General features: G+C 68.3%; 17 protein-coding genes. 6 read left to right on the top strand and 11 right to left on the bottom strand.

The window, feature by feature from the left end:
• Positions 1–63: 63 nt before the first annotated feature.
• A protein-coding gene (locus tag ACWV14_RS33325; protein WP_259652097.1) for an IS5 family transposase occupies positions 64–827 on the top strand; the annotation gives its coding sequence in 2 pieces (ribosomal slippage) (positions 64–379 and positions 379–827; 765 coding nt in all).
• 266 nt (positions 828–1,093) lie between these two features.
• Here the strand turns inward: ACWV14_RS33325 and ACWV14_RS33320 are convergent.
• From ACWV14_RS33320 to ACWV14_RS33270, 11 genes are all read right to left on the bottom strand, one after another.
• Complete coding sequence (locus ACWV14_RS33320; protein WP_081268956.1) at positions 1,094–2,269, bottom strand: BMP family ABC transporter substrate-binding protein; 1,176 nt, start codon at positions 2,267–2,269, stop codon at positions 1,094–1,096.
• Between the two features lie 50 nt (positions 2,270–2,319).
• Positions 2,320–3,240 carry an ABC transporter permease gene (locus ACWV14_RS33315; protein ID WP_454908088.1) on the bottom strand — a complete coding sequence of 307 codons (921 nt, stop codon included), beginning with the start codon at positions 3,238–3,240 and terminating at the stop codon, positions 2,320–2,322.
• Between the two features lies 1 nt (position 3,241).
• A complete protein-coding gene (locus ACWV14_RS33310; RefSeq protein WP_454908087.1) occupies positions 3,242–4,390 on the bottom strand; it encodes an ABC transporter permease in 1,149 nt (382 codons plus the stop codon).
• Positions 4,383–5,909: an ABC transporter ATP-binding protein gene (locus ACWV14_RS33305; protein ID WP_454908086.1), complete on the bottom strand. Its 1,527-nt coding sequence runs from the start codon at positions 5,907–5,909 to the stop codon at positions 4,383–4,385. Before ACWV14_RS33305 ends, ACWV14_RS33310 begins: the two co-directional genes overlap by 8 nt.
• 113 nt (positions 5,910–6,022) lie before the next feature.
• The gene (locus ACWV14_RS33300) at positions 6,023–7,423 is read right to left on the bottom strand and encodes an NCS2 family permease (protein WP_454908085.1); all 1,401 of its coding nucleotides are present in this window, start codon (positions 7,421–7,423) and stop codon (positions 6,023–6,025) included.
• Between the two features lie 75 nt (positions 7,424–7,498).
• Positions 7,499–8,479: a LysR family transcriptional regulator gene (locus ACWV14_RS33295; protein WP_454908084.1), complete on the bottom strand. Its 981-nt coding sequence runs from the start codon at positions 8,477–8,479 to the stop codon at positions 7,499–7,501.
• 162 nt (positions 8,480–8,641) lie between these two features.
• On the bottom strand, positions 8,642–11,092 hold the full coding sequence (gene xdhB, locus ACWV14_RS33290) for a xanthine dehydrogenase molybdopterin binding subunit (protein WP_454908083.1): 2,451 nt from the start codon (positions 11,090–11,092) through the stop codon (positions 8,642–8,644).
• Positions 11,093–11,094: 2 nt separating this feature from the next.
• Complete coding sequence (xdhA, locus tag ACWV14_RS33285; protein ID WP_454908082.1) at positions 11,095–12,717, bottom strand: xanthine dehydrogenase small subunit; 1,623 nt, start codon at positions 12,715–12,717, stop codon at positions 11,095–11,097.
• A gap of 174 nt (positions 12,718–12,891) precedes the next feature.
• Positions 12,892–13,671: a TSUP family transporter gene (locus ACWV14_RS33280; protein WP_454908081.1), complete on the bottom strand. Its 780-nt coding sequence runs from the start codon at positions 13,669–13,671 to the stop codon at positions 12,892–12,894.
• 22 nt (positions 13,672–13,693) lie between these two features.
• Positions 13,694–14,947 carry an NRAMP family divalent metal transporter gene (locus ACWV14_RS33275; RefSeq protein ID WP_454908080.1) on the bottom strand — a complete coding sequence of 418 codons (1,254 nt, stop codon included), beginning with the start codon at positions 14,945–14,947 and terminating at the stop codon, positions 13,694–13,696.
• Positions 14,948–15,025: 78 nt separating this feature from the next.
• Entirely contained in the window at positions 15,026–15,940 is a 915-nt protein-coding gene (locus ACWV14_RS33270; RefSeq protein WP_454908079.1) for a LysR family transcriptional regulator, read from the bottom strand.
• A gap of 77 nt (positions 15,941–16,017) precedes the next feature.
• On the opposite strand from ACWV14_RS33270, the gene ACWV14_RS33265 reads away from it, so the two are divergent.
• The 5 genes from ACWV14_RS33265 to ACWV14_RS33245 are packed head-to-tail and all read left to right on the top strand — an operon-like array spanning position 16,018 to position 23,178.
• Entirely contained in the window at positions 16,018–18,177 is a 2,160-nt protein-coding gene (locus ACWV14_RS33265; protein WP_454908078.1) for a thiamine pyrophosphate-dependent enzyme, read from the top strand.
• 11 nt (positions 18,178–18,188) lie between these two features.
• Positions 18,189–19,805, top strand: a complete 1,617-nt coding sequence (locus tag ACWV14_RS33260; protein WP_454908077.1) for an indolepyruvate oxidoreductase subunit beta family protein — start codon at positions 18,189–18,191, stop codon at positions 19,803–19,805.
• Positions 19,806–19,840: 35 nt separating this feature from the next.
• Positions 19,841–20,827, top strand: a complete 987-nt coding sequence (locus ACWV14_RS33255) for a Bug family tripartite tricarboxylate transporter substrate binding protein (RefSeq protein WP_454908076.1) — start codon at positions 19,841–19,843, stop codon at positions 20,825–20,827.
• Between the two features lie 16 nt (positions 20,828–20,843).
• Positions 20,844–22,085: an alpha-hydroxy acid oxidase gene (locus ACWV14_RS33250; protein WP_454908075.1), complete on the top strand. Its 1,242-nt coding sequence runs from the start codon at positions 20,844–20,846 to the stop codon at positions 22,083–22,085.
• A 37-nt stretch (positions 22,086–22,122) separates the two neighbouring features.
• Positions 22,123–23,178, top strand: coding sequence for a TRAP transporter substrate-binding protein (locus tag ACWV14_RS33245; protein ID WP_454908074.1), 1,056 nt, complete (start codon positions 22,123–22,125; stop codon positions 23,176–23,178).
• The last annotated feature ends 1 nt before the right edge of the window (position 23,179 follow it).

Genomic DNA, 23,179 nt, shown 5'->3' with positions numbered 1-23,179 from the left:
TGTTACTCTAGGGCGTGTTAACACTAATAGCGATTGCGTCCACTGCGGCGGATACTTCGGGGCATGGAGATCACACCCGAGCAATTCGCCACGATTGAGCACTGCCTGCCCAAGCAGCGTGGCAACGTCAGCCTGAGCAATCTGCAGGTGGTCAATGCGATCCTCTACGTGGCCGAGCATGGCTGCAAGTGGCGCGGACTGCCCAAGCGGTTTGGCAACTGGCACACCATCTACACGCGCATGAACCGCTGGACCAAGGCCGGTGTACTTGATCGCATGTTCGAGGAGTTGCAGCGAGCGCAGGTCGTGCGCATCAAGATCGAAGCAGTCTCGCTGGACTCCACAAGCATCAAGGTCCATCCCGACGGCACAGGGGCACTAAAAAAAACGGTCCGCAGTCCATCGGAAAGTCCCGAGGTGGATGGAACACCAAGATTCATATGGTTGCCGCGGATGCTCGAACGGCCGTGACGTTTTCGCTCTCGCCTGGGCAGGCGCACGACGCACCCGAAGGCCGGCGCCTGCTCAGCAGTCTTGGGCCGACCAGCAGACCGGTGCATTTGTTGATGGACCGTGCCTACGAAGGCAACGAGACACGGCAGCTGGCACTGGATCTGGGTTTCATTCCGGTGGTGCCACCAATGAAGACGCGGATCGAACCGTGGGACTACGACCGCGAGATGTACAAGCGCCGCAATGAGGTGGAGCGGTTGTTCCGTCGACTCAAAGGCTATCGCCGTATCTTCTCGCGGTTCGAGAAACTCGACCTCATGTTCCTGGGCTTCATCAGCTTCGTGCTCGTCGCTGATGGACTGAGGATGTGTTAACAGGCCCTAGCTGAAGGCAAGGATTTTCCTCACGGATTGCCATGAAAAGAAAATCCGGGCAGTGGCGGCCAGATAACAACTTCAGAAGTTGAGTCTCATTTTGTAACACATAAGCGTTCACTTCTTCACGGATTGGCTCTTTCTTTGCGGGCGGCATTGTTTTGGGAGCAACACATGCGCTCTGCGCATCCTCAGACCGGTCCGCAAACGACAACGGGCCACCCCTTTTCAGGGATGGCCCGTGAATCAGTCAGCGCGCTGCTGCTTTACTTCTTGTCGCCGCCCGGCACCTTGCCTTCCACGCCCTTGACGTAGAAGTTGATGCCCGAGAGGAATTTGTCGTCGGCCACGGCGTCCTTGGCGACCAGCTCCTTGCCGTCCTGGCCGAGGATCGGGCCCTTCCAGATCACGAAGCTGCCGTCCTTCAGGCCCTTCTTGACTTCGTCGACCTTGGCCTTGGCTTCGGCCGGCACGTCTTCGGCGATCGACACTAGGTCGATGGCGCCTTCCTTCACGCCCCACCACGACTGGCCGGTGGTCCACTTGCCGTCCAGCGCTTCCTGCGTGGCCTTCACGTAGTACGGGGTCCAGTTGATGACGGCCGAGGCCAGGTGGGCCTTGGGACCGTAGGCGGTCATGTCCGAGTCCCAGCCGAAGGCGCGCTTGCCCTTTTCCTGCGCGGTCTTGAGCACGGCCGGCGAGTCGGTGTTCTGGAACAGCACGTCGGCGCCGCCGTTGATCAGCGCGGTGGCGGCTTCGGTTTCCTTCGGCGGGCTGAACCACTCGTTCACCCACACGACCTTGGTCGTGATCTTCGGGTTCACTGACTGCGCGCCCAGCGTGAAGCTGTTGATGTTGCGCAGCACTTCGGGAATCGGCACCGAGCCGACCACGCCCAGGGTGTTGCTCTTGGTCATGGCACCGGCGATGACGCCGGCCATGTACGCGCCTTCGTACGTGCGGCTGTCGTAGGTGCGCATGTTTTCCGAGGTCTTGTAGCCGGTGGCGTGCTCGAACTTCACGTCCTTGCTGTCTGCAGCGACCTTGAGCATGGGCTCCATGTAGCCGAAGGTGGTGCCGAAGATCAGCTTGTTGCCCTGGCTCACGAAGTCGCGGAACACGCGCTCGGCGTCCGCGCCTTCGGGCACGCTTTCCACGAAGGTGGTCTTGATCTTGTCGCCGAATTCCTTCTCGAGCGCCTTGCGGGCGTTGTCGTGCGCGAACGACCAGCCGCCATCGCCCACCGGACCGACATAGGCGAACGCGATGTTCAGCGGCGCTGCCGGTGCCGGCGCCGGAGCGGCCGCCACGGGAGCCGGGGCCGCGGGTGCGGCGGCCGGTGCTGCGGCTTCTTCTTTCTTGCCGCAGCCGATCAGGGCGGCCGAAGCGACCGCGGTGAAGGCAGCCAGCTTGAGCAGGGAGCGCTTGTTCAGATCATTCATTGTCGGAAATCCTCAAAAAAGGACGGGTTGGCGGAAAAACGAAAACGCGATTATGAGCCGGGGTAGAACGGTTTCCCGATGGAAGCCGGCATGTTGGCGCGGATGAACGCCGGGTTGCGCGAGATCAGCGCCAGCACCACGATCGGCGCGATGTACTGCAGCATGCTGAGGAACTGCGCGGGCACGTCGACACCGCTGCTCTGCAGGTGGAAGCCCAGCATCGACACACCGCCGAACAGGTACGCGCCCAGCAGCACGCGCACCGGACGCCAGGTCGCGAAGGTGGTGAGCGCCAGCGCGATCCAGCCGCGGCCCGCCACCATGCCCTCGACCCACAGCGGCGTGTACACCGTCGAGAGGTACGCGCCCGCCAGCCCGCACAGCGCGCCGCCCGCGATCACCGCCAGGAAGCGGATGCGCCGCACCGGGTAACCCAGCGCATGCGCCGACTCGGGCGATTCGCCGACCGAGCGCAGCACCAGGCCGGCGCGCGTGCGGTACAGGAACCAGATCAGCCCGACGGTCAGCGCCATCGCGGCATACACCATCGGGTGATGGCGAAACAGCGCCGGGCCGATGAGCGGAATGTCGCCCAGCACGGGAATCGCGTAAGACGCACTTTCCGGCAGCTTGGCCTGCACGAAGTTGATGCCGGCGAAGGCCGAGAAGCCCACGCCGAACAGGCTCAGCGCGAGCCCGGTCGCGTACTGGTTGGTGTTGAGCCAGATCACCAGCACGCCGAAGAAGGCGGCGAGCAAGGCCCCCGCCGCCATGCCGGCCAGGAAGCCGAGCCACGGGTTGTGCGTGGTGACGACCGTCGCGAAGCCCGCGATGGCGGCGCACAGCATCATGCCCTCGGCACCGAGGTTGACGATGCCGGCCTTCTCGTTGATGAGCAGGCCCAGCGCCGCGATGGCGAGCACGGTGCCCGCGCTCAGCGTCGAGCCGAGCAGGAGTGCGTAGCTTTCCATGTCAGAGGGCTCCCTCGTTCGGGCGCGCGACGGGCGCGGTGATGGGCGTGCTGGCTTGCAGCGAGGCAGTGGTCATGCCGGAGGCGGCCTTGGCGGCCGCCTTGCGACGGATGCGGTAGGCGATGAGCGTGTCGCAGGCCAGCAGCGTGAACAGCAGCAGGCCCTGGAACACGCCGGTGAGCGACTTCGGCAGGCCCAGGCGCGACTGCGCCAGCTCGCCGCCGATATAGAACATGCTCATGAGGATGGCCGAGAAGATCATGCCCACCGGATGCAGCCGCCCGACGAAGGCCACGATGATGGCCGCGAAGCCATAGCCCGCCGGCACGTACGGCGTGAGCTGCCCGAGCGGCCCGGCCACTTCGAGCGCGCCGGCCAGGCCGGCCGCGCCGCCCGAGGTCAGCAGCGCGATCCACACCGCGCGGCGGGCCGAGAAGCCTGCGTAGCGCGAGGCCGCCGGCGCCAGCCCGCCGACCTGCTGCGCAAAGCCCGCGCGCGTGCGAAACAGGAACACCCACAGCGCCCCGGCGCCGACCAGCGCGATGATCAGCCCGATGCTCACGCGCGAGCCCTTGAACAGGCGCGGGATCTGCGTGACCGCCTCGAAGGTCTTGGTCTGCGGGAAGTTGTAGCCGTTCGGGTCTTTCCACGGCCCGAAGACCATGTAGCCCAGCAGCAGCGTGGCCACGTAGACCAGCATCAGGCTCACCAGGATCTCGTTGGCGTTGCACTTGTCGCGCAGCAGCGCGACGATGCCCGCCCACACCATGCCGCCGAGGATGCCCGCGGCCAGGATGGCCACCACGATCCATTGCCCGGTGGTCTTGTCGGCCAACAGCGCGACGCCGCCCGCCGCGATGGCGCCGAACACGAACTGCCCTTCGGCGCCGATGTTCCACACGTTCGAGCGGAAGCACACGGCCAGCCCCAGCGCGATGATGAGCAGCGGCGTGGCCTTGACCATCAGCTCGCCGATGGCGTAGCCGTTCTTGATGGGTTCGTAGAAGAACACCAGCAGGCCCTTGACCGGGTCCTTGCCGAGCGCGGCGAACAGCGCCACGCCGATCAGCACGGTGATCAGCAGCGCCAGGATCGGCGAGGCATAGCTCCAGAAGCGCGACAGCTCCGGGCGGGGTTCGAGCTTAAGCATGGGCCGCCTCCGTGTGCTTGTGCCCTTGCCACAAGCCGCTCATCCATTCGCCGATCTGCGGCAGCGTGGCCGCCGCGCGGTCGATGGACGGCGACAGCCGCCCCTTGGCGATCACGTGCAGCCGGTCGCTGATCTCGAACAGCTCGTCGAGCTCCTCGCTGACCACCAGCACGGCGCAGCCGGCATCGCGCAGCGCGAGGATCTCGCCGCGGATCAGCGCGGCGGCGCCCACGTCCACGCCCCAGGTCGGCTGCGAGACGATGAAGAGCTTGGGATTGGCGTCGATCTCGCGGCCGACGATGAATTTCTGCAGGTTGCCGCCCGACAGCGAGCGCGCCGCCGCATGCGGGCCGCCCGCCTTGACGTTGAAGCGCTCGATGATCGAGCGCGCATGGCGCTCGAGCGCGCCGGTGCGGATCCAGCCGCCCCGCCCGACCGCATTGCTGCGCGTGAGCAGGAGGTTGTGCGCGAGCCCCAGCGTGGGCACCGCGCCGCGGCCCAGCCGTTCCTCGGGCACGAAATGCAGGCCCAGGGCGCGCCGCGCGCGTGGCCGCATCCTGCCCGCGGGCTTGTCGAACACCCGGACCATCGCGGCCTCGGCGCGCACGTCCTCGCCCGACAGCGTGTAGAGCAACTCCTTCTGCCCGTTGCCCGAGACCCCCGCGATGCCGACAACTTCGCCGCCGCGCACTTCGAACGAGATGCCGTCGAGGTCCACGCCGAACTGGTCCTCGCGCGCCAGCGACAGCCGCTCGACGCGCAGCGCCACGGCGCCCGCGTGCACCGGCCGGTGCTTCAGCGGCGGCGGCTCGCTGCCGATCATCAGCCGCGAGAGCGACTCGTTGCTCTCGTTCTGCGGATTGCATACCCCCGTCACCTTGCCGCCGCGCAGCACGGTGCAGGCGGTGCACAGCTCGCGGATCTCGTGCAGCTTATGGCTGATGTAGAGAATGCTGCAGCCTTCCGACGACAGCTTCTTGAGCACCTGGAACAGCTTGAGCACGGCCTGCGGCGTGAGCACCGAGGTCGGCTCGTCGAGGATCAGCAGCTTGGGGTTGGTGAGCAGCGCGCGGATGATCTCCACCCGCTGCATCTCGCCCACCGACAGCGTGTGCACCGGGCGCGAGGGGTCGATGTCCAGGCCGTACTCGCTCGCCTTGGCCGTGATGCTGCGCGCCACTTCGGCCAGCTGCAGCGACTTGTCCAGCCCCAGCCAGACGTTCTCGGCCACGGTGAGCGTGTCGAACAGGCTGAAATGCTGGAACACCATGCTGATGCCCAGCGCCCTCGCCTGCTGGGGATTGCGCAGGTTGACGGCCTGGCCGTCGAAGGTGACGGTGCCCTCGTCGGGCTTGACCGACCCGTAGATGATCTTCATCAGGGTCGACTTGCCGGCACCGTTCTCGCCGAGCACGGCGTGGATTTCGCCGGGCTGCACGGCCAGGGTGATGTCGCTGTTGGCAACCACCGCGGGGTACCGCTTGGTGATGTGCGCGAGCTGGAGTCTGGGGGTTGTCATGCCGGGTTTCGTGGGTTTGTCTCGTTCAACAGCAACAAAGCGGGAACGGCCATGAGTCTAATGGCGTCCCCGCGACCATCGGCGCCCGACGGCGCTTGCCTCAGTCCGTCATTTCAATGCCCGCCGATATAGGCGAACTTGAACAGGAACACGGCGGCGATGACCCAGACCATCGCATGCACTTCCCGTGCCCGGCCGGTGCACAGCTTCAGCACGGCATAGGTGATGAAGCCGAAGGCCAGACCGTTGGCGATCGAGTAGGTGAAGGGCATCGTCAGCGCGGTGACGGCGGCCGGGATCACCTCGGTGGTGTCTTCCCAGTCGAGCTCGACCAGGTCGCGCAGCATCAGGCAGCCCACGAAGAGCAGCGCCGGTGCCGTGGCATAGGCCGGCACCGAGCCCGCCAGCGGCGAGATCATCAGACAGGCCAGGAACAGCAGCGCGACCACCACGGCCGTGAGGCCGGTGCGCCCGCCCGCCTGCACGCCCGCAGCGCTTTCCACGTAGGCCGTGGTGCTCGAGGTGCCGAGCAGCGAGCCCGCGAAGATCGCGCCGCTGTCGGCCAAGAGCGCCTTGTTCATGCGCTCCATCTTGCCCGGCACCAGCAGGCCGGCGCGCTTGGCCACGCCCATCAGCGTGCCGGTGGCGTCGAACATCTCGACCAGGAAGAAAACCAGCACCACGTTCAGGATGCCGCCCTTGAGCGCGCCCATGATGTCGAGCTGCATGAAGGTGGGCGCGATGGACGGCGGCGCGTCGAACACGCCGTGGAACTTGTTGCCGCCAAAGAAGAACGACAGCACCGTCACCGTGACGATGCCGATCAGGATGGCGCCGCGCACCTTGAGCTTGTCCAGCGCCACGATGATCAGGAAGCCCAGCGTGGCCAGCACCACCGGTGCCGAGTGCAGGTCGCCCAGCGTGACGAAGGTGGCCGGCGATGCCGCGACCACGCCGGCGCTCTTGAGCGCGATGAGCGCCAGGAACATGCCGATGCCCACCGTGATCGCCGTTCGCAACGACTGCGGTATGCCCTGTATGAAAAGCTCCCGCAAGCCGGTGACCGTCACGATCAGGAACAGGCAGCCCGAGATGAACACCGCGCCCAGCGCGACCTGCCACGTGTAGCCCATGCCCAGCACCACCACGTAGGCGAAGTAGGCGTTCAGGCCCATGCCCGGCGCCATCGCGATCGGGTAGTTGGCATACAGGCCCATGATGAGCGTGCCCAGCGCCGCGATCAGGCAGGTGGCCACGAACACCGCGCCCTTGGGCATGCCCGCGTCCCCCAGGATCGACGGATTCACGAAGATGATGTAGGCCATCGTCAGGAAGGTGGTGAGCCCCGCGATGACCTCGGTGCGCACGGTGGTGTTGTGCGCGCTGAGCTTGAACACCCGTTCAAGCAGGCCCGAGCCGCTTGCGCTGCCCACAGCCGCGCGCGGACGCGCGGACTCGACATGCCCCGGCGTGCGGGGCTCGGCGCCTTTCGGCGCCTGTTCAAACGAACTCATTTGCTTGTCTCCAGCTGTTGTAGTGGCGGTTTTCATCGTTGCCCCGCTCACGACGCCAGCGCGAACGGGGATCTCTCAGGGATCGGATGTCTCAGGGGCGGCCGGCGGCCGCGCGGGCATGGAGGGCGGGGGCCGCAGCGACGCCGCCACGTCCTTGATGCATTCGCGCAGCCAGCGCGCCGAACTCGACGAATGGGTGCGTTCGTGCCAGAGCTGGTAGTACATGAGGCGCGGCAGCGCCACCGGGCATTCGAGGATCGCCAGCGGCAGCCGCGCCGCGAAACGCTCGCAGTACTGGCGGCCGGTTGTCAGCACCAGCAGGCTGGAGGCCACCATGTCGGGAATGAGCCCGAAGTGCGCGCAGCGCGCCGTGATGTTGCGCTGCCGGCCCAGCTCGTCGAGCATCTGGTCGATGATGCCGCGCCCGCCGGGATGCATCGGCGTGGGCGCGATGTGCTCGGCCGCCAGCCAGGTCTCCAGGTCCCAGCCGCGGCGCACCGCCGGATGGTCCTTGTTGACCAGCGACACCACCTCGTCGCCGAACAGCCGCGCCATGTGCAGGTCTTCCGGCGGCTTGAGCCAGTTGCCGATCACCAGGTCGACCTGGCCGAGCGCCAGGTGGCCGTGGTAGTCCGAGTCGGGCGTGAGCGCGTGGATCTCGATCTGGCACAGCGGCGCGTCGCGCTTGACCTGCGCCACCAGCATCGGCAGGAACAGCGGGTCCATGTAGTCGCTGGCGGCGATGCGGAAGGTGGTGGCCGCCGACTGCGGGTCGAACCCCCGCGCGTCGGAGAACAGCATCTCGGCCGCGCGCAGGATGCTGGCCGCGGGCTCGATCATGCGCAGCCCCGCGTCGGTCGGCACCATGCCCGAGCCCGAGCGCACCAGCAGCGGATCGCCCGACAGCTCGCGCAGGCGCTTGAGCGCGGCCGAGACGGCCGGCTGATACATGCCCAGGCGAATGGCGGCGCGCGAGACGCTGCGGTCGGTCAGCACGGTGTGAAGCACCCGGATCAGATGAAGATCGATCTTGTCGAAAAGCGCCTGGTCACGCATGGGGCGCCCCCCCGGCCTTCGCGCACTTCGCGCCGCTTCGCCACCCCCCTGCCGGGGGCCACACCTGCGGCCCGGCAAAGCCGGTTCCGCGGTGCTTCGCGAATGGGATCGGGACGTATGGCATTGGGAGGACTTTGGACATGCGCCAAAGTCTACGAGTGACTATGCGGACTGGACAGCCGTGACGGCGCGAAGAATCGACTCGCTCGTGGCCGGCGCCTTCAGCGGCGGATCGACCTTGTGGTCACCCGCGGCCGACACCGCGTCGCGGATCGCGAAGAACACCGAGAACGGCAGCAGCAGCGGCGGTTCGCCCACGGCCTTGCTGCGGTGGATCGAGTCCTCGAAGTTCTGGCCCTCGAACAGGCGCACGTTGAACACGGGCGGGCAGTCGTTGGCGGTCGGGATCTTGTAGGTGCTGGGCGCGTGCGTGGTGAGCTTGCCGCTTTGCGGATGCCACACCAGCTCCTCGGTGGTGAGCCAGCCCATGCCCTGGATGAATGCGCCCTCGACCTGGCCGATGTCCACCGCCGGGTTCAGCGACTTGCCCGCGTCGTGCAGGATGTCGGCGCGCAGCAGCTTCCATTCGCCGGTGAGCGTGTCGACGATCACCTCGCTCACCGCCGCGCCGTAGGCGTAGTAGTAGAACGGGCGGCCCTGCATCTTGTCCTTGTCCCAGCTCAGGCCGGGGGTGGCGTAGAAGCCGTCGGACCACAGCTGCTTGCGGTCGAGGTAGGCCTCGCCCACCACGGTGCTGAAGGCCAGCGTCTTGCCGTTGACCTCGACCTTGTCGTTCGCGAAGCGCACCTCGGCGGCCGTGCCTCCGTGGCGCTCGGCCGCGCAATCGGCCAGCCGCTCGCGGATCTGGCGCGCCGCGTCCTGCGCGGCCTTGCCGTTCAGGTCGGCACCGGTCGATGCGGCCGTGGCCGAGGTGTTGGCCACCTTGGTGGTGTCGGTCGCGGTGACGCGCACGCGCTCGAAGCTCACGCCCAGCTCGTGCGCCACCACCTGCGCCACCTTGGTGTTCAGGCCCTGCCCCATTTCGGTTCCGCCGTGGTTCACGAGGATCGAGCCGTCGGTGTACACGTGCACCAGCGCACCGGCCTGGTTGAAGTGCTTCACGTTGAACGAGATGCCGAACTTCAGCGGCGCCAGCGCCAGCCCGCGCTTGAGCACCACGCTCTTCTTGTTGAAGGCCTCGATGTCCTCGCGCCGCGCGCGGTAGTCGCTGCTGGCTTCGAGCTCGGCCACGAGTTCGTGGACGATGTTGTCGGTCACCGTCTGGCGGTACGGCGTGACGTTGTTCTGCGTCTTGCCGTAGAAGTTGACGCGCCGCACGTCCAGCGGATCGCGCTTGAGCTCGCGGGCCACCGAATCCATGATGTTCTCGATGGCAATGGCGCCCTGCGGGCCGCCGAAGCCGCGGAACGCGGTGTTGCTCTGCGTGTTGGTCTTGCCCGAGAAGCCGTGCATGGCCACGTCGGGCAGCCAGTAGGCATTGTCGAAGTGGCACAGCGCACGCGTCATCACCGGGCCCGACAGGTCGGCCGAGTGGCCGGCGCGCGAGACCATGGTGATCTCGGCGCCGAGGATGCGGCCCTCGTCGTCGTAGCCCACTTCGTACTCGTACCAGAAGCAGTGGCGACGGCCGGTGACCATGAAGTCGTCGTCGCGGTCCAGCCGCAGCTTGACCGGGCGCTGCAGCTGGCGCGCCGCGATGGCGGCCACGCAGGCGAAGAGGGCCGACTGCGATTCCTTGCCGCCGAAGCCGCCGCCCATGCGCCTGCACTCCACATGCACTTCGTTCGACTGCAGGTGCAGTGCATGCGCCACCAGGTGCTGCATTTCGCTGGGGTGCTGCGTGGAGCAGTGGATGTGCAGCGCGCCGCCCTCCTTGGGAATGGCGTAGCTGATCTGCCCCTCGAGATAGAACTGCTCCTGCCCGCCCACGTCGAGCGTGGACTTGTGGCGGCGCGGCGCCTTCGCGATGGCGGCGCGCACGGCGGACTCGTCGCCTTCGTTGGCACCGCCGCCGCTGCGCACGATGTGCATCGGCGGCACCACGTACTGGCCGCGCTCGTGGGCGGCCTGCGGCGTGAGCACCGGCGGCTGCGCTTCGATGGTCAGCGCGTCCTTGGCCTTCGCGGCGGCGCGGCGCGCGGCGTCGCGGGTCTCGGCGATCACCGCGAACACCGGCTGGCCGAGGTAGCGGATCTCGCCGCCGTCGTTCACCGGCAGAAGGATCGGGTCGTCATGGATGATCGAGCCGCAGTCGTTGGTGCCCGGAATGTCGTCGGCCGTGATGACCGTGACCACGCCCGGCATGGCGCGGATGGCGTCCAGCGACAGCGCCGTGACGCGCCCGTTGGCCGCCGGCGACAGGCCCAGCGCGCAGTGCAGCGTGCCGGCGAGCTCGGGAATGTCGTCGATGTAGGTCGCTTCGCCGGCCACGTGCAGGTGGGCCGACTCGTGCGGGCGGCTGATGCCCACGCGCATGCCGCGCTCATGCGCCAGCGCTTCGGCGCCCACGTCGATGCGCGCGGCGGTGTTGGTCAGGTAGTCGGCAAAGGCCTCGGCGGGTTGCAGCAGGCGGGCGTCGATGGGTTTGTTCATGGTCAGACTCCTGCGGCGGTGGCGGGGGTCGCGTGGGGCATCACGCTCCAGACGCTGGTTTCTTCCAGCGACAGGGCGTCTTCGGCGCGGGTTTCGAGCCAGAGGCGCTGGATCAGGTTCTGCGCCACCTGCAGCCGGTAGTCGGCCGAGGCGCGCATGTCCGACAGCGGCTTGAAATCCTGCGCGAGCGCGAGCTTGGCGGTGGCGACGCTGGCCTGCGTCCACGGCTTGCCGAGCAGCGCAGCCTCGGCGTTCGCGGCGCGCTTGACGGTCGCGGCCATGCCGCCGAAGGCCAGGCGCACGGCCTTCACGGTGTCGCTGCCGGCCTCGAGTTCGATGGCGAAGCCCGCGCACAGGGCGGAGATGTCGCAGTCGAAGCGCTTGCTGATCTTGTAGGCGCGCACCTGGCGCTTCATGGCAGCGTGCGGAACGGCCAGCCCCTGGACGAACTCGCCCGGCTGCAGCTGGTTCTTCATGTAGTCCAGATAGAAGTCGGGCAGCGGCATGCGGCGCACCGCGTCGCCGCGGCGCAGCTCGATCTGCGCATCGAGCGACATCAGCACCGGCGGCGAATCGCCGATGGGCGAGCCGTTGGCCACGTTGCCGCCCATGGTGCCGGCATGGCGGATCGGCGGCGAGGCGAAGCGCAGCCAAACCTCGGCCAGGCTGGGCACACGCTCGACCAGCGCGCCGAAGGCCGCTTCCAGCGAGGCGCCGGCGCCGATGTAGAGCTCGCCGCCGTTGTCCGGGCGGTCTTCGATGGTCTTCATCTCGGCCACGTCGCCCACGTAGATGATGTCGCCGAGGTCGCGGAACTGCTTGTTGACCCACAGGCCGACGTCGGTCGAGCCGGCCAGCAGCTGGGCGCGGGGATTCTGCTCGCGCAGGGCGGCGAGCTGGGCCAGGGTCCTGGGGGCATGGAAGTGGTCCATGCGCGCGCCGAGCGGGGCGGCGTAGCTCAGCGCCGAGCCGTCGTCGCGCAAGGCGGTGAGCGCGGCCACCACGGGCCTGGTGTCCAGGCGCACCGACGGCAGGTCGAACATGCGCTGGCCGGCGTCGAGGATCGGGCGGTAGCCGGTGCAGCGGCACAGGTTGCCCGACAGGTCGTCGGCCAACTGCTGGCGGGTGGGCTGCGTGCCCCCGGCCTGGTGGTGTTCGTAGGTGGCCCACAGCGACATCACGAAGCCGGGCGTGCAGAAGCCGCACTGGGAACCGTGGCAGTCGACCATGGCCTGCTGCACCGGGTGCAGCGTGTGCACCGCGTGCTTGCCGTCCTTGGCCTTCTCGGTCTTGTGGGGCGCGGCCTGGCACTGGGCCTTGAGGTCCTCGACCGTGAACAGGGCCTTGCCGTGCAGGGTGGGCAGGAACTGGATGCAGGCGTTGACGGTCTGCAGGCTCAGGCCGTCCACCGCGCCCGGCGCCTGGGGATCGGTGGCCAGTTCGCCGATGACGACGGTGCATGCACCGCAGTCGCCTTCGTTGCAGCCCTCCTTGGTGCCGGTGCAACGGGCGTCCTCGCGCAGCCAGTCGAGCACGGAACGGGTCGGGTGGACGCCTGTGACGTCGACGATCTTTCCGCGATGGAAAAAGCGGATCGGTTGAATCTTGCTGCTGTCGGTGCTCATGCTTTTTGGGCTCGTGGGGGACCCGTCATGGGTCAGTCATGGACGTTAGCGGCTTGTCGGGGGTCTTGCATACGGGCAGCCCCATAACGCGTATGTGGGGGCCGGTATGCCACGTACGGGGAAACCCTTGCGCGGGAACTGCAATTCCCGGGCCATGCACGGCCCAGGTTGCGCTCAGCCCCGCGCAATGGCCGCCCAGGCGGTGGCGATCAGGGTCGAGCCCGCCGCCGCGAGCAGGCCGCCGACCAGCCACTTGAGCGTGCGCGGCTTGAGCTTGTTGGGCAGGCGATGGTGCAGGCGCGTCGCGCCGTAGACCACCGGCATCGCGCAGCCGGCCAGCAGCGCGGAATACCAAGAAAAATGCCCCGTCGGCACCACGATCACCAGCCGCACGAGCGAGTTGAACCCGAACATCAGCAGCAGCGCGCGGCGCACCAGCTCGCGGTCCAGCGGCTGGCGGTACATGTGGAACACGATGGGCGGCCCGGAGCTGGAGAACAGCCCGCCCAGCACGCCCGACAGCCCGCCGATCACGGCAAAGCTGCGCGGGCCCGACACCGCCGGCAGCGGCCTGCCCTGCATCACCAGCAGCACGGCGCAGCCCAGGATCGACACCCCCAACAGCCCCCGCAGCCAGTTGACCGCGCCGCCGCTGAGCCAGGTCAGCAGCATGAGCCCCACGATCACGCCCACCGTGCTGCCGTTGAGCGCCGGCTTCATGAGCTGCCAAGGCACCACGCCGGGCCGGGCACGGAAATAGGTCCATGCGTTGAGGAGGCTCAGCACCGTCGCGGCGTTGGCCGTGTCGCTCACGCTGGCGACGTGGAACACCGACACCAGGCCCAGCAGGATCAGGCTGAATGCAAAACCCGTGAGGTTCTGAGCGTAGGTGGCAAGCGCGACGCAGGCCATGAAGACCAGCACGGGGCCGGCCTCGGAAAAAATCAATTGCACGAACTCTGTCTCGATATCGGTCTCAGCGCACCAGGTCCCAACCCATCATCAAGGCCGCGAATCCCATCAGGGCGGTGCCGCCCCAGCCCAGCCAGCGGGTGCGGCGCCCGGAGGTGAACACACCCATCACATTCTCGCGCGTCACGAGGATCATCATCGCCGCCATGATCGGCACCGCGACCACGCCGTTGATCACCGCGCTCCAGTAGAGCGCCTTCATGGGGTCGATGGGCGTGAAATCGAGCGCCGTGCCGACCAGCGTGGCCACCGCGATGATCCCGTAGAACTCCTTGGCCTCGCGCCAGTGCCGCTCCAGCCCCTCTTCCCAGCCGAAGGCCTCGGCCACCGCGTAGGCGGCCGAAGAAGCCAGCACGGGAACGGCCAGCAGCCCGGTGGCGATGATGCCGCCGGCGAACAGCCAGAAGGCGAAATCGCCGGCCAGCGGGCGCAGCGCCTCGGCGGCCTGCGCGGCGGAGGTCACGTCGTGCACCCCGGCCGCATACAGCACCGCCGCGCCCACCACCATCACGAAGAAGGCGATCAGGTTCGAGAAGGTCATGCCCACCCAGGTGTCCAGGCGCACACGCTTCAGGTCGCGGCGCACTTCCTGGTCGGTGCCCTTGCGGCCGCCCTTGAGCCGCAGTTCCTCGACCTCCTGCGACGCCTGCCAGAAGAACAGGTAGGGGGAAATGGTGGTGCCCAGCAGCGCCACGATCATCATCCAGTAGTCGCCGCGCCACTGCAGCCTGGGCACCACCAGGTCGTGCAGCACCTGCGCCCAATGCACCTGCACCACGAACACCGCCGCCACGTACGCGAACAGCGTGAGCGTCAGCCACTTGAGGATGTGGGCCAGCTTGTGGTACGGCACGAACACCTGCAGCAGCACCGTCACCACGCCGAAGATCAGCGAATGGAAGTGCGCGCGGCCGCCCACCACCAGCTGCAGCGCCTCGCCCATGGCGGCGATGTCGGCCGCGATGTTGATGGTGTTGGCCACCACCAGCAGCGACACCAGCACGATCAGGAAGCCGCGCGGCATGTGCTCGCGCAAGTTGGCCGCCACGCCCTTGCCGGTGACCCGGCCGATGCGCGCCGACACCAGCTGGATCGCCACCATGAAGGGCAGCGACAGAAACACGGTCCACAGCAGCCCGGTGCCGAACTGCGCCCCGGCCTGGGTGTAGGTCGCGATGCCGGACGGATCGTCGTCGGCCGCGCCGGTGACGACGCCGGGGCCGACGTGGCGCAGGAATGAGGGAATGCGTTTCTTCATGTCAGGCCCATGGTTGCACGGCGCGCCTGACCACTGAATGAATATCGGGCGGCAAGGGGCAAATAAAGCGAAGGCCGCTCATGACCGCTCGGAGAACAGCGCGACGATGACCTGCCGCAGCCAGCGGTTGCCGGGATCGGCCTCGAAGCGCTTGCTCCAGTGCAGCGACACCGTGAAGTCGCGCAGCGGAAACGAAGGCTCGACGATGGCGTAGCCGCCTTCTTCCGCAAAGCCGCGCGCGATGTTGCGCGGCATCACCACCGCGAGGTCGGTGGCGCGCACGATGGCCGGCAGCACCATGAAGTGCTCGGTCGTCAGGCGCACGCGGTCCTCCAGGTTCAGCAGCTGCAGGATGCGCAGGGTGTCGGCGTGCGTGCGCACCGCCACGTAGTCGAGCTCCTGCAGGGCCTCGAGCAGCGCCTGCCCGCTGCGCCGGCGCTTCACGAACGGATGGTCTTGTCGCAGCAGCACGATGTAGCGGTCGCGCAGCAGCTGGGTGCGCTGGGTGTCCTTCACGCGGGGCAGGAAGCCGAAGGCGAAGTCGACCTTGCCGCTGTCGAGCGCGGTGGCGATCTCGCCCGCCGCCAGCGGCATGGTCTCGACCCGCACGCCCGGCGACAACTCGCGCAGCCGCGCCATCAGCGCCGGCAGGAAGCGCCCCTCCCCGATGTCGCTCATGTGAATGCGAAACAGCTTGCGCGAAGCCGCCGGGTCGAAGCGCTCCGGCTCGGCCAGCGCCTCCTGCAGCGTGGCCAGCGCGGACTGCACCGACACCGCCAGCCGCTCGGCGCGCGGCGTGGGCGCCACGCCGCCGGGGGTGCGGGTGAACAGCGCGTCGCCCAGCAGCAGCCGCAGCCGGGTCAGGCCGTGGCTGGCCGCCGGCTGCGTCAGGCCCAGGGCCTCGGCCGCGCGGCTCACGCTGCGGCACCGATAGACCGCATCGAAGAGCCGCAGCAGGTTGAGGTCGACCGCGTCGATATGCACTGAATTCATATTGGATAGCTGGCTTATTTTATTGAAGTATGGCGGCGCCCCGACCAAACTGCGACACCCCAGAACAAAGAGACACGATGGAAGTTTCATTCAGCAAGGAAGTCGAGATGCTGCGTCTCGGCGCAGGCGACACCTTTCACGGCGAGGGCATCCTCGCGATAACAAAGGGCCTGCTGCAGTCGGGCGTGGCCTATGTCGGCGGCTACCAGGGCGCGCCGGTGTCGCACCTGCTGGACGTGATGGTCCAGGGCAAAACCTACATGGACGAGCTGGGCGTGCACGTGGAGGCCTGCTCCAACGAAGCCTCGGCCGCCGCGATGCTCGGCGCGTCCATCCACTATCCGCTGCGCGGCGCGGTCACCTGGAAATCCATCGTCGGCACCAACGTGGCGGCCGATGCGCTGTCGAACCTGTCGTCGCCGGGCGTGACGGGCGGCGTGCTGATCGTGGTGGGCGAAGACTACGGCGAGGGCGCCAGCGTGATCCAGGAGCGCACGCACGCCTATGCGCTCAAGTCGAGCATGTGCCTGCTCGACCCGCGCCCCGAGCTCGGCGTGATGGTGCGCATGGTGGAAGAAGGCTTTCGCCTGTCGGAAAGCTCCAACATGCCCTGCCTGATGGAGTTGCGCATCCGCACCTGCCATGTGCGCGGCAGCTTCGAGTGCAAGGACAACGTGGCGCCCACCGTCTCGACCCGCGCGCTGATGACCGAGCCGGCCGGCTTCAACTACATGAAGCTCGCGCACCCGCCCGTCACCTTCCGGCACGAGAAGCTCAAGGGCGACGAGCGCATTCCCGCCGCGCGGCGCTACATCGTGGAGCACGGCCTCAACGAACTGATGCCGGGCCAGCGCCATGCCGACCTCGGCATCGTGGTGCAGGGCGGCCTGTACAACGCGCTGATCCGCAGCCTGCAGCAGCAGGGGCTGGCCGATGCCTTCGGCGAGACCGACATCCCGATCCTCGTGCTCAACGTGACCTACCCGCTGGTGCCCGAACAGGTGGCCGACTTCTGCGTGGGCAAGCGCGCGGTGCTGGTGGTGGAGGAAGGCCAGCCCGAATACATCGAGCAGGACATCGCCACGCTGCTGCGCCGGCGCGACATCCAGACGCCGCTGCACGGCAAGGACATGCTGCCTTCGGCCGGCGAGTACGGCGTGGAGGTGCTGTCGGGCGGCATCGGCACCTTTGCCGCGAAGTACATCGCGACGAGCGAGGCCTCGTCCTCCGCGCAGGCCTGGCTGGCCGGCAACCGCGAGCGCCGCGAGGCCGTGGCGCGCCGCCTGAGCACGCCGCTGCCCAACCGGCCGCCGAGCTTCTGCATCGGCTGCCCGGAGCGGCCGGTGTTCTCCGCCCTCAAGCTCGCGCAGCAGGAAACCGGGCCGGTGCACATCGCGGCCGACATCGGCTGCCACGCCTTCGGCACCTTCGAGCCGTTCTCGATGGGCCATTCGATCCTGGGCTACGGCATGAGCCTGGCCAGCCGCGCGGGCGTGGCACCGATGATGAACCGCCGCACCCTGTCGATCATGGGCGACGGCGGCTTCTGGCACAACGGCCTGCTCACGGGTGTGCAGAGCGCGCTGTTCAACGGCGACGACGCGGTGCTGCTGATCTTCAAGAACGGCTACACCTCGGCCACCGGCACGCAGGACATCATTTCCACGCCCGACGACGAGATCAAGGAGCGCGCCGTCGACAAGCAGCAGAGCCTGGTCGACAAGAACCAGACCATCGAAGCCACGCTGAAGGGCCTGGGCGTGCAGTGGATGCGCACCGTGACCACCTACGACGTGGAGCGCATGCGCAAGACGCTGACCGAGGCGCTCACCAGCGACTTCAACGGCCTGAAGGTAGTGATTGCCGAGGGCGAATGCCAGCTCGAGCGCCAGCGCCGCATCAAGCCCTGGATCGCGGGCCTGCTGCGCAAGGGCGAGCGCGTGGTGCGGGTGAAGTACGGCGTCGACGAGGACGTGTGCAACGGCGACCACGCCTGCATCCGCCTGTCGGGCTGCCCCACGCTCACGCTCAAGGACAACCCCGATCCGCTGAAGGTGGACCCGGTGGCCACCGTGATCGACGGTTGCGTGGGCTGCGGCCTGTGCGGCGCCAACGCGCATGCGGCCACACTGTGCCCGAGCTTCTACCGGGCCGAGGTGGTGCAGAACCCCAAGTGGCATGAACGACTGCTGCACGGCCTGCGCGGTGCGGTCGTGCGCGCACTGCAACCGGCGTGAGGGACAAGCACATGGAACAGAACCGCCCCCTCACCCTGCTCGTCTGCGCCCTCGGCGGCGAAGGCGGCGGCGTGCTCACCGAATGGCTGGTCGACACCGCGCGCCATGCCGGCTACGCCGCGCAGAGCACGTCGATCCCCGGCGTGGCGCAGCGCACCGGCGCCACCACCTACTACATCGAAGTGTTCCCCGTGCCGCTTGCCCAGCTCGCCGGCAAGCGCCCCGTGTTCAGCCTGAGCCCGGTGCCGGGCGCGCTCGATGCCATCGTTTCGTCGGAGCTGCTGGAGACCGCGCGCCAGATCGGCAACGGCATGAGCGCGCCGCTGCGCACGCTGGTCATCAGCTCGTCGGCGCGCATCTTCACGACGGCCGAGCGCATGGAGCCAGGCGACGGCCGCGCCGATGCGCAGCGGCTGCTCGACGTGGTCAAGGCCTTCAGCCGCGAGCACCATGTGTTCGACATGAACGCCATCGCGCGCGACAGCGGCACCGTGGTCAGCGCGGTGATGCTCGGCGCCATCGCGGGCAGCGCGCTGTTCCCGTTCCCGCGCGAGGCCTACGAGCATGTGGTGCGCGGCGGGGACACCAGCGCCCCGGAGAAGCTGAACAAGATGGCTGCCGCCAGCCTGCGCGGCTTTGCCGCCGCCTTCGATGCGGTGAACGCTCCGCGCGCGCAGGCCGCCTTCGTGAGCAGCGTGCTGGCCAGCGACACGAGCGACGCGCCGCCCCCGGCCAGCGTCCTGCCCGCCGAACTCGCCCGGCGCTTTCCTCCCGCGGTGCACGACATGCTCACGCTCGGCCACGCCCGTGTGCTCGACTACCAGGACGCGGCGTATGCCGCGCTCTACGCCGACAGGCTGGGGCGCGTGCTCGATGCCGAACGCGCCGCCGACCCGGCCGGCGCGCAGGGCTTTGCCATCACGCGGGAGATGGCGCGCTGGCTCGCGCTGTGGATGGCCTTCGACGACATCGTGCGGGTCGCCGCGCTCAAGGGCCGCGCAAGCCGCGCGCAGCGCGTGCGGCAGGAGGTGCGCGCCGGCGACGACGACATCGTGAAGGTCTACGACCACTTCAAGCCCGGCGCGGCGGAATTCGCGGCGCTGCTGCCGCCTTCGCTCTCGCGGCGTGTCACGGCCTGGGACCGGGCCCGCCAGGCGCGCGGCCGCGAACCCTGGGCATTGCCGCTGAAGGTGGGCAGCCATTCGGTCTTCGGCATGGCCTCGCTGCGGCTGCTGGCGTCGCTGCGCTGGCTGCGCCGCCGGGGCAGCCGCTTTGCCGAGGAGCAGGCGCTGATCGAGCGCTGGCTCGCGGCGGTGGAAACCGGCACGCGCGAGGCCTGGACGCTGGGCCACGAACTGGCGCTGTGCGGGCGGCTCATCAAGGGCTACGGCAGCACCAACGAGCGTGGCAAGCACAACCTGCTGCATGTGATCGACGCGCTGGCCGGCCGCACGGCCCTGCCGGCAACGGCGCGGGCCACCGCGATCGCCGCGGCCCGCGAGGCGGCGCTGGCGGACGAAGGCGGCAAGGCGCTCGACGCCGCGCTGGCGGCGCACGGCGCGGCACCCCGGCCGGTGCAGGCGCAGCCGATCCGCTGGATGAAACGGCCGCCTCCGCTGAAGGTTTGAAACGCGACAAGACAGAACAAGACAGGAGACAACCCATGACACACCCTACCCTTCCCTGGCGCCGCTGCCTCCTGGTGCTGGCCGTCGCCGCCCTGACCGTGCCCGCGCAGGCGAACAACGCAAGCAACTGGCCGGCCAAGCCGATCAAGGTGATCGTCAACTTCCCGGCCGGCGGCGCCGCCGACCAGATCGCGCGGGCCATCTCGCAGCCGCTGCAGGAGTCGCTGAAGCAGCCGGTGGTGATCGAAAACCGCGCCGGTGCCAACGGCAACCTGGGCGGCGAAGTCGTGGCGCGCGCGCCGGCCGACGGCTACACCCTGCTGATGAGTTCCGGCGGCATGGTGTCGGTGAATCCGCACCTTTACCCGCGCATGAGCTTCGACCCCACCAAAGACCTGGTGCCGGTGGCGGCCGCCGCGCGCGTGCTGGTGTTCCTGGTCACGCGGCCTTCGCTGCCGCCGGCGAACGTGGGGGATTTCATCTCGTACCTGAAGGCCAACCCCGGCAAGCTGACCTATGGCTCGCCGGGCAGCGGCAGCTCGCCGCACCTGGCGGGTGAGATGTTCAAGGCCCAGGCCAATCTTTTCGCGCTGCATGTGCCGTATCGCGGTGCCGCTCCCGCGCTGCAGGACCTGCTGGCCGGCCAGATCGACTACAGCTTCGATCCCGGCATCGCGCTCACGCAGGTGCGCGCGGGCAAGCTGCGCCTGCTGGCCGTCGGCAGTCCGAAGCGCTCGCCGCTCTTCCCCGACGTGCCGACGCTCGACGAGGCCGGCTTGCGCGGCTTCGACGCGGACACCGTGTTCGGCTTCTACGCCCCGGCGGGCACGCCGCCGGAGGTGGTGGCGCAGCTCAATGCGCAGATCAACCGCACGCTCGCGCTGCCGGCGGTGCAGGAGCGCATCGCGTCGCTCGGCGGCGAGGCGCAGCCGGGTTCGCCGGCGGCATTCCAGCAGCGCGCGGCGGCCGATTCGCAGCGCTTCGGCGCGGTGATTCGCGAACGCAAGATCGTCGCGGACTGACGCCGGCCGCCGACCGATGGCCTTGCTGCTCAACGTGGACGACTACCGGCGCCGTGCGCGCCGTGTGCTGCCGCGCCTGGTGTTCGACTATGTCGACGGCGGCGCGGAAGACGAACGCTGCCTGCGGCGCAACCGCGAAGCGATCGAAGCGCTGCCGCTGATTCCGGAATGCCTGCGCGACACCAGCACGGTGGACATCGGCATCGAACTCTTCGGCCGCCGCTGGCGCGCGCCGTTCGCGGTCGCGCCCATCGGGCTGGCCGGCCTGGTACGGCCGCGCGCCGACGCACTGCTGGCCGGGGCCGCGCAGGCCGCGCGCGTGCCCTTCATCCTCTCCACCGCATCCAACACCCGCATCGAGGACGTGCGCACCGCCGCGCCCGACGCCACGCTGTGGATGCAGCTCTACGTGATGGGCGAGCGCGCCATTGCCGAACGCATCGTGCGCCGCGCGCGCGCCGCGGGCTTCGAGGCGCTGGTGCTCACGGTGGACGTGCCGGTGAGCGGCCTGCGCGAGCGCGACCTGCGCCACGGCTTCCGCGTGCCGATGCGGCTCACGCCCGGCACGGTGTTCGACATGGCACGCCACCCCGCATGGCTGCTGCAGCTCGCGCGCCACGGCATGCCGCGCTTCGAGAACCTGATGCCCGATGAAGACGGCGCACCCGTATCCGCGCAGACGCAGGCCGCGCTGCTGTCGCGCACCATGGACCGCTCGCTCACCTGGGAAAGCCTGGGCTGGCTGCGCAAGCTCTGGGACGGCCCGTTGCTCGTCAAGGGCCTGCTGGGTGCGGAAGACGCACGGCGTGCCGTGCGCCACGGCGTCGACGGCATCGTGGTCTCCAACCACGGCGGTCGCCAGCTCGACGCCGCACCGGCCAGCATCGCCGCCCTGCCCGCGATGGTCGATGCGGTGAACGGGCGGGTTCCCGTGCTCATGGACGGGGGCATCCGGCGCGGAAGCGACATCGTGAAGGCACTCGCGCTCGGTGCGCGCGGAGTGCTGGTCGGACGCGCGCCGGTCTACGGGCTGGCATGCGATGGCGAGCGCGGCGCGCTGTCGGTGCTGCAGATGCTCGCCCAGGAGACCGAACGCACGATGACCCTGCTCGGCGCCACGCAGGTGCGCGAACTCGGCCCGCATCACGTGGACAAGGCGCAGATCCGTTCGCCCAACGAACAAGAGGGCGTGCCACCGCGCCCCAAGGAAAACATGCACGGGAAACCCTCCATTTACCCCGCGCGCGCGACTGCCTAGATTGCTCAACCCAGACGAACACATAACGAAGGAGACCATGACAATCGCCCACCGCCCCCGCCGCACGGCACTGGCCCCGACCGCCATCGCCATTGCCGCCACCGCTGCGCTCGCACTGTGCGCTCCCGCCACGCAGGCACAGGACAAGCCCGTGCAGCTCAAGCTGTCGAGCTGGGTGCCCGCGCAGCATCCGCTGAACCCCGCGCTGCAGGCGTGGGCCGACGACATCAAGAAGGAGTCGGGCGGCACCATCACCGCGATCCTGTTTCCGTCGGAGCAGCTCGGCAAGGCCTTCGACCACTACGACATGGCGCGCGACGGCATCGCCGACTTCTCGTACGTGAACCCCGGCTACCAGCCCGGCCGGTTTCCGGTGATGGCGGGGGCGTCGCTGCCCTTCCTGTTCGCCAACGGCAAGGAAGGCTCGGCCGCCATCGACGCCTGGTACCGCAACTACGCAGCCAAGGAAATGAAGGATGTGAAGTACTGCTTCGCGTTCGTGCACGACCCCGGCACCTTCCACTCGCGCAAGAAGATCACCGTGCCCGGCGACGTCAAGGGCATGAAGGTGCGCCCGGCCACCAGCACCGTGGGCCAGCTCATCACCTCGCTGGGCGGCACCAACGTGCAGGCATCGGCACCCGAGTCGCGCGACATGCTGGAGCGCGGCGTGGCCGACGCCATCACCTTCCCGTGGGGCTCCATCGGCCTGTTCGGCATCGACAAGGTGGTGAAGTACCACATGGATGCGCCGCTGTACGTCACGCCCTTCGTGTGGGTCATGAACAAGGGCAAGTACGACGCCATGTCTACCGCGCAGAAGAAGGTGATCGACGACCACTGCACCAGCGAATGGGCGCAGAAGGTCGCCGGGCCGTGGGCCGACTTCGAATTCGCCGGCCACGCCAAGATGGCCGCGCTTTCGGGCCACGAGATCTACAAGCTCACGCCGGAGCAGCTCGACGCATGGCGCAAGGCCGCGGCGCCTTCGGAAGCGCAGTGGGCCGAGAGCGTGAAGAAGGTCGGCGAAGACCCGAAGGCGGTGATGGATGCGCTGAAGGCCAGCCTCGCCAAATACAAATCGGCACTCTGAG

The sequence above is a fragment of the Variovorax durovernensis genome (genome assembly GCF_977011995.1).
Note: the sequence above shows the minus strand (reverse complement) of the source record. Positions and strands in the feature narration are given on the sequence as shown.

Coding starts and splice junctions, on each gene's coding strand:
- ACWV14_RS33255 (WP_454908076.1), top strand. CDS start 19,841: ATGACACACCCTACCCTTCCCTGGCGCCGCTGCCTCCTGGTGCTGGCC.
- ACWV14_RS33305 (WP_454908086.1), bottom strand. CDS start 5,909: ATGACAACCCCCAGACTCCAGCTCGCGCACATCACCAAGCGGTACCCC.
- ACWV14_RS33275 (WP_454908080.1), bottom strand. CDS start 14,947: ATGAAGAAACGCATTCCCTCATTCCTGCGCCACGTCGGCCCCGGCGTC.
- ACWV14_RS33310 (WP_454908087.1), bottom strand. CDS start 4,390: ATGCTTAAGCTCGAACCCCGCCCGGAGCTGTCGCGCTTCTGGAGCTAT.
- ACWV14_RS33250 (WP_454908075.1), top strand. CDS start 20,844: ATGGCCTTGCTGCTCAACGTGGACGACTACCGGCGCCGTGCGCGCCGT.
- ACWV14_RS33295 (WP_454908084.1), bottom strand. CDS start 8,479: ATGCGTGACCAGGCGCTTTTCGACAAGATCGATCTTCATCTGATCCGG.
- ACWV14_RS33260 (WP_454908077.1), top strand. CDS start 18,189: ATGGAACAGAACCGCCCCCTCACCCTGCTCGTCTGCGCCCTCGGCGGC.
- xdhB (WP_454908083.1), bottom strand. CDS start 11,092: ATGAACAAACCCATCGACGCCCGCCTGCTGCAACCCGCCGAGGCCTTT.
- ACWV14_RS33300 (WP_454908085.1), bottom strand. CDS start 7,423: ATGAGTTCGTTTGAACAGGCGCCGAAAGGCGCCGAGCCCCGCACGCCG.
- ACWV14_RS33245 (WP_454908074.1), top strand. CDS start 22,123: ATGACAATCGCCCACCGCCCCCGCCGCACGGCACTGGCCCCGACCGCC.
- xdhA (WP_454908082.1), bottom strand. CDS start 12,717: ATGAGCACCGACAGCAGCAAGATTCAACCGATCCGCTTTTTCCATCGC.
- ACWV14_RS33315 (WP_454908088.1), bottom strand. CDS start 3,240: ATGGAAAGCTACGCACTCCTGCTCGGCTCGACGCTGAGCGCGGGCACC.
- ACWV14_RS33270 (WP_454908079.1), bottom strand. CDS start 15,940: ATGAATTCAGTGCATATCGACGCGGTCGACCTCAACCTGCTGCGGCTC.
- ACWV14_RS33320 (WP_081268956.1), bottom strand. CDS start 2,269: ATGAATGATCTGAACAAGCGCTCCCTGCTCAAGCTGGCTGCCTTCACC.
- ACWV14_RS33265 (WP_454908078.1), top strand. CDS start 16,018: ATGGAAGTTTCATTCAGCAAGGAAGTCGAGATGCTGCGTCTCGGCGCA.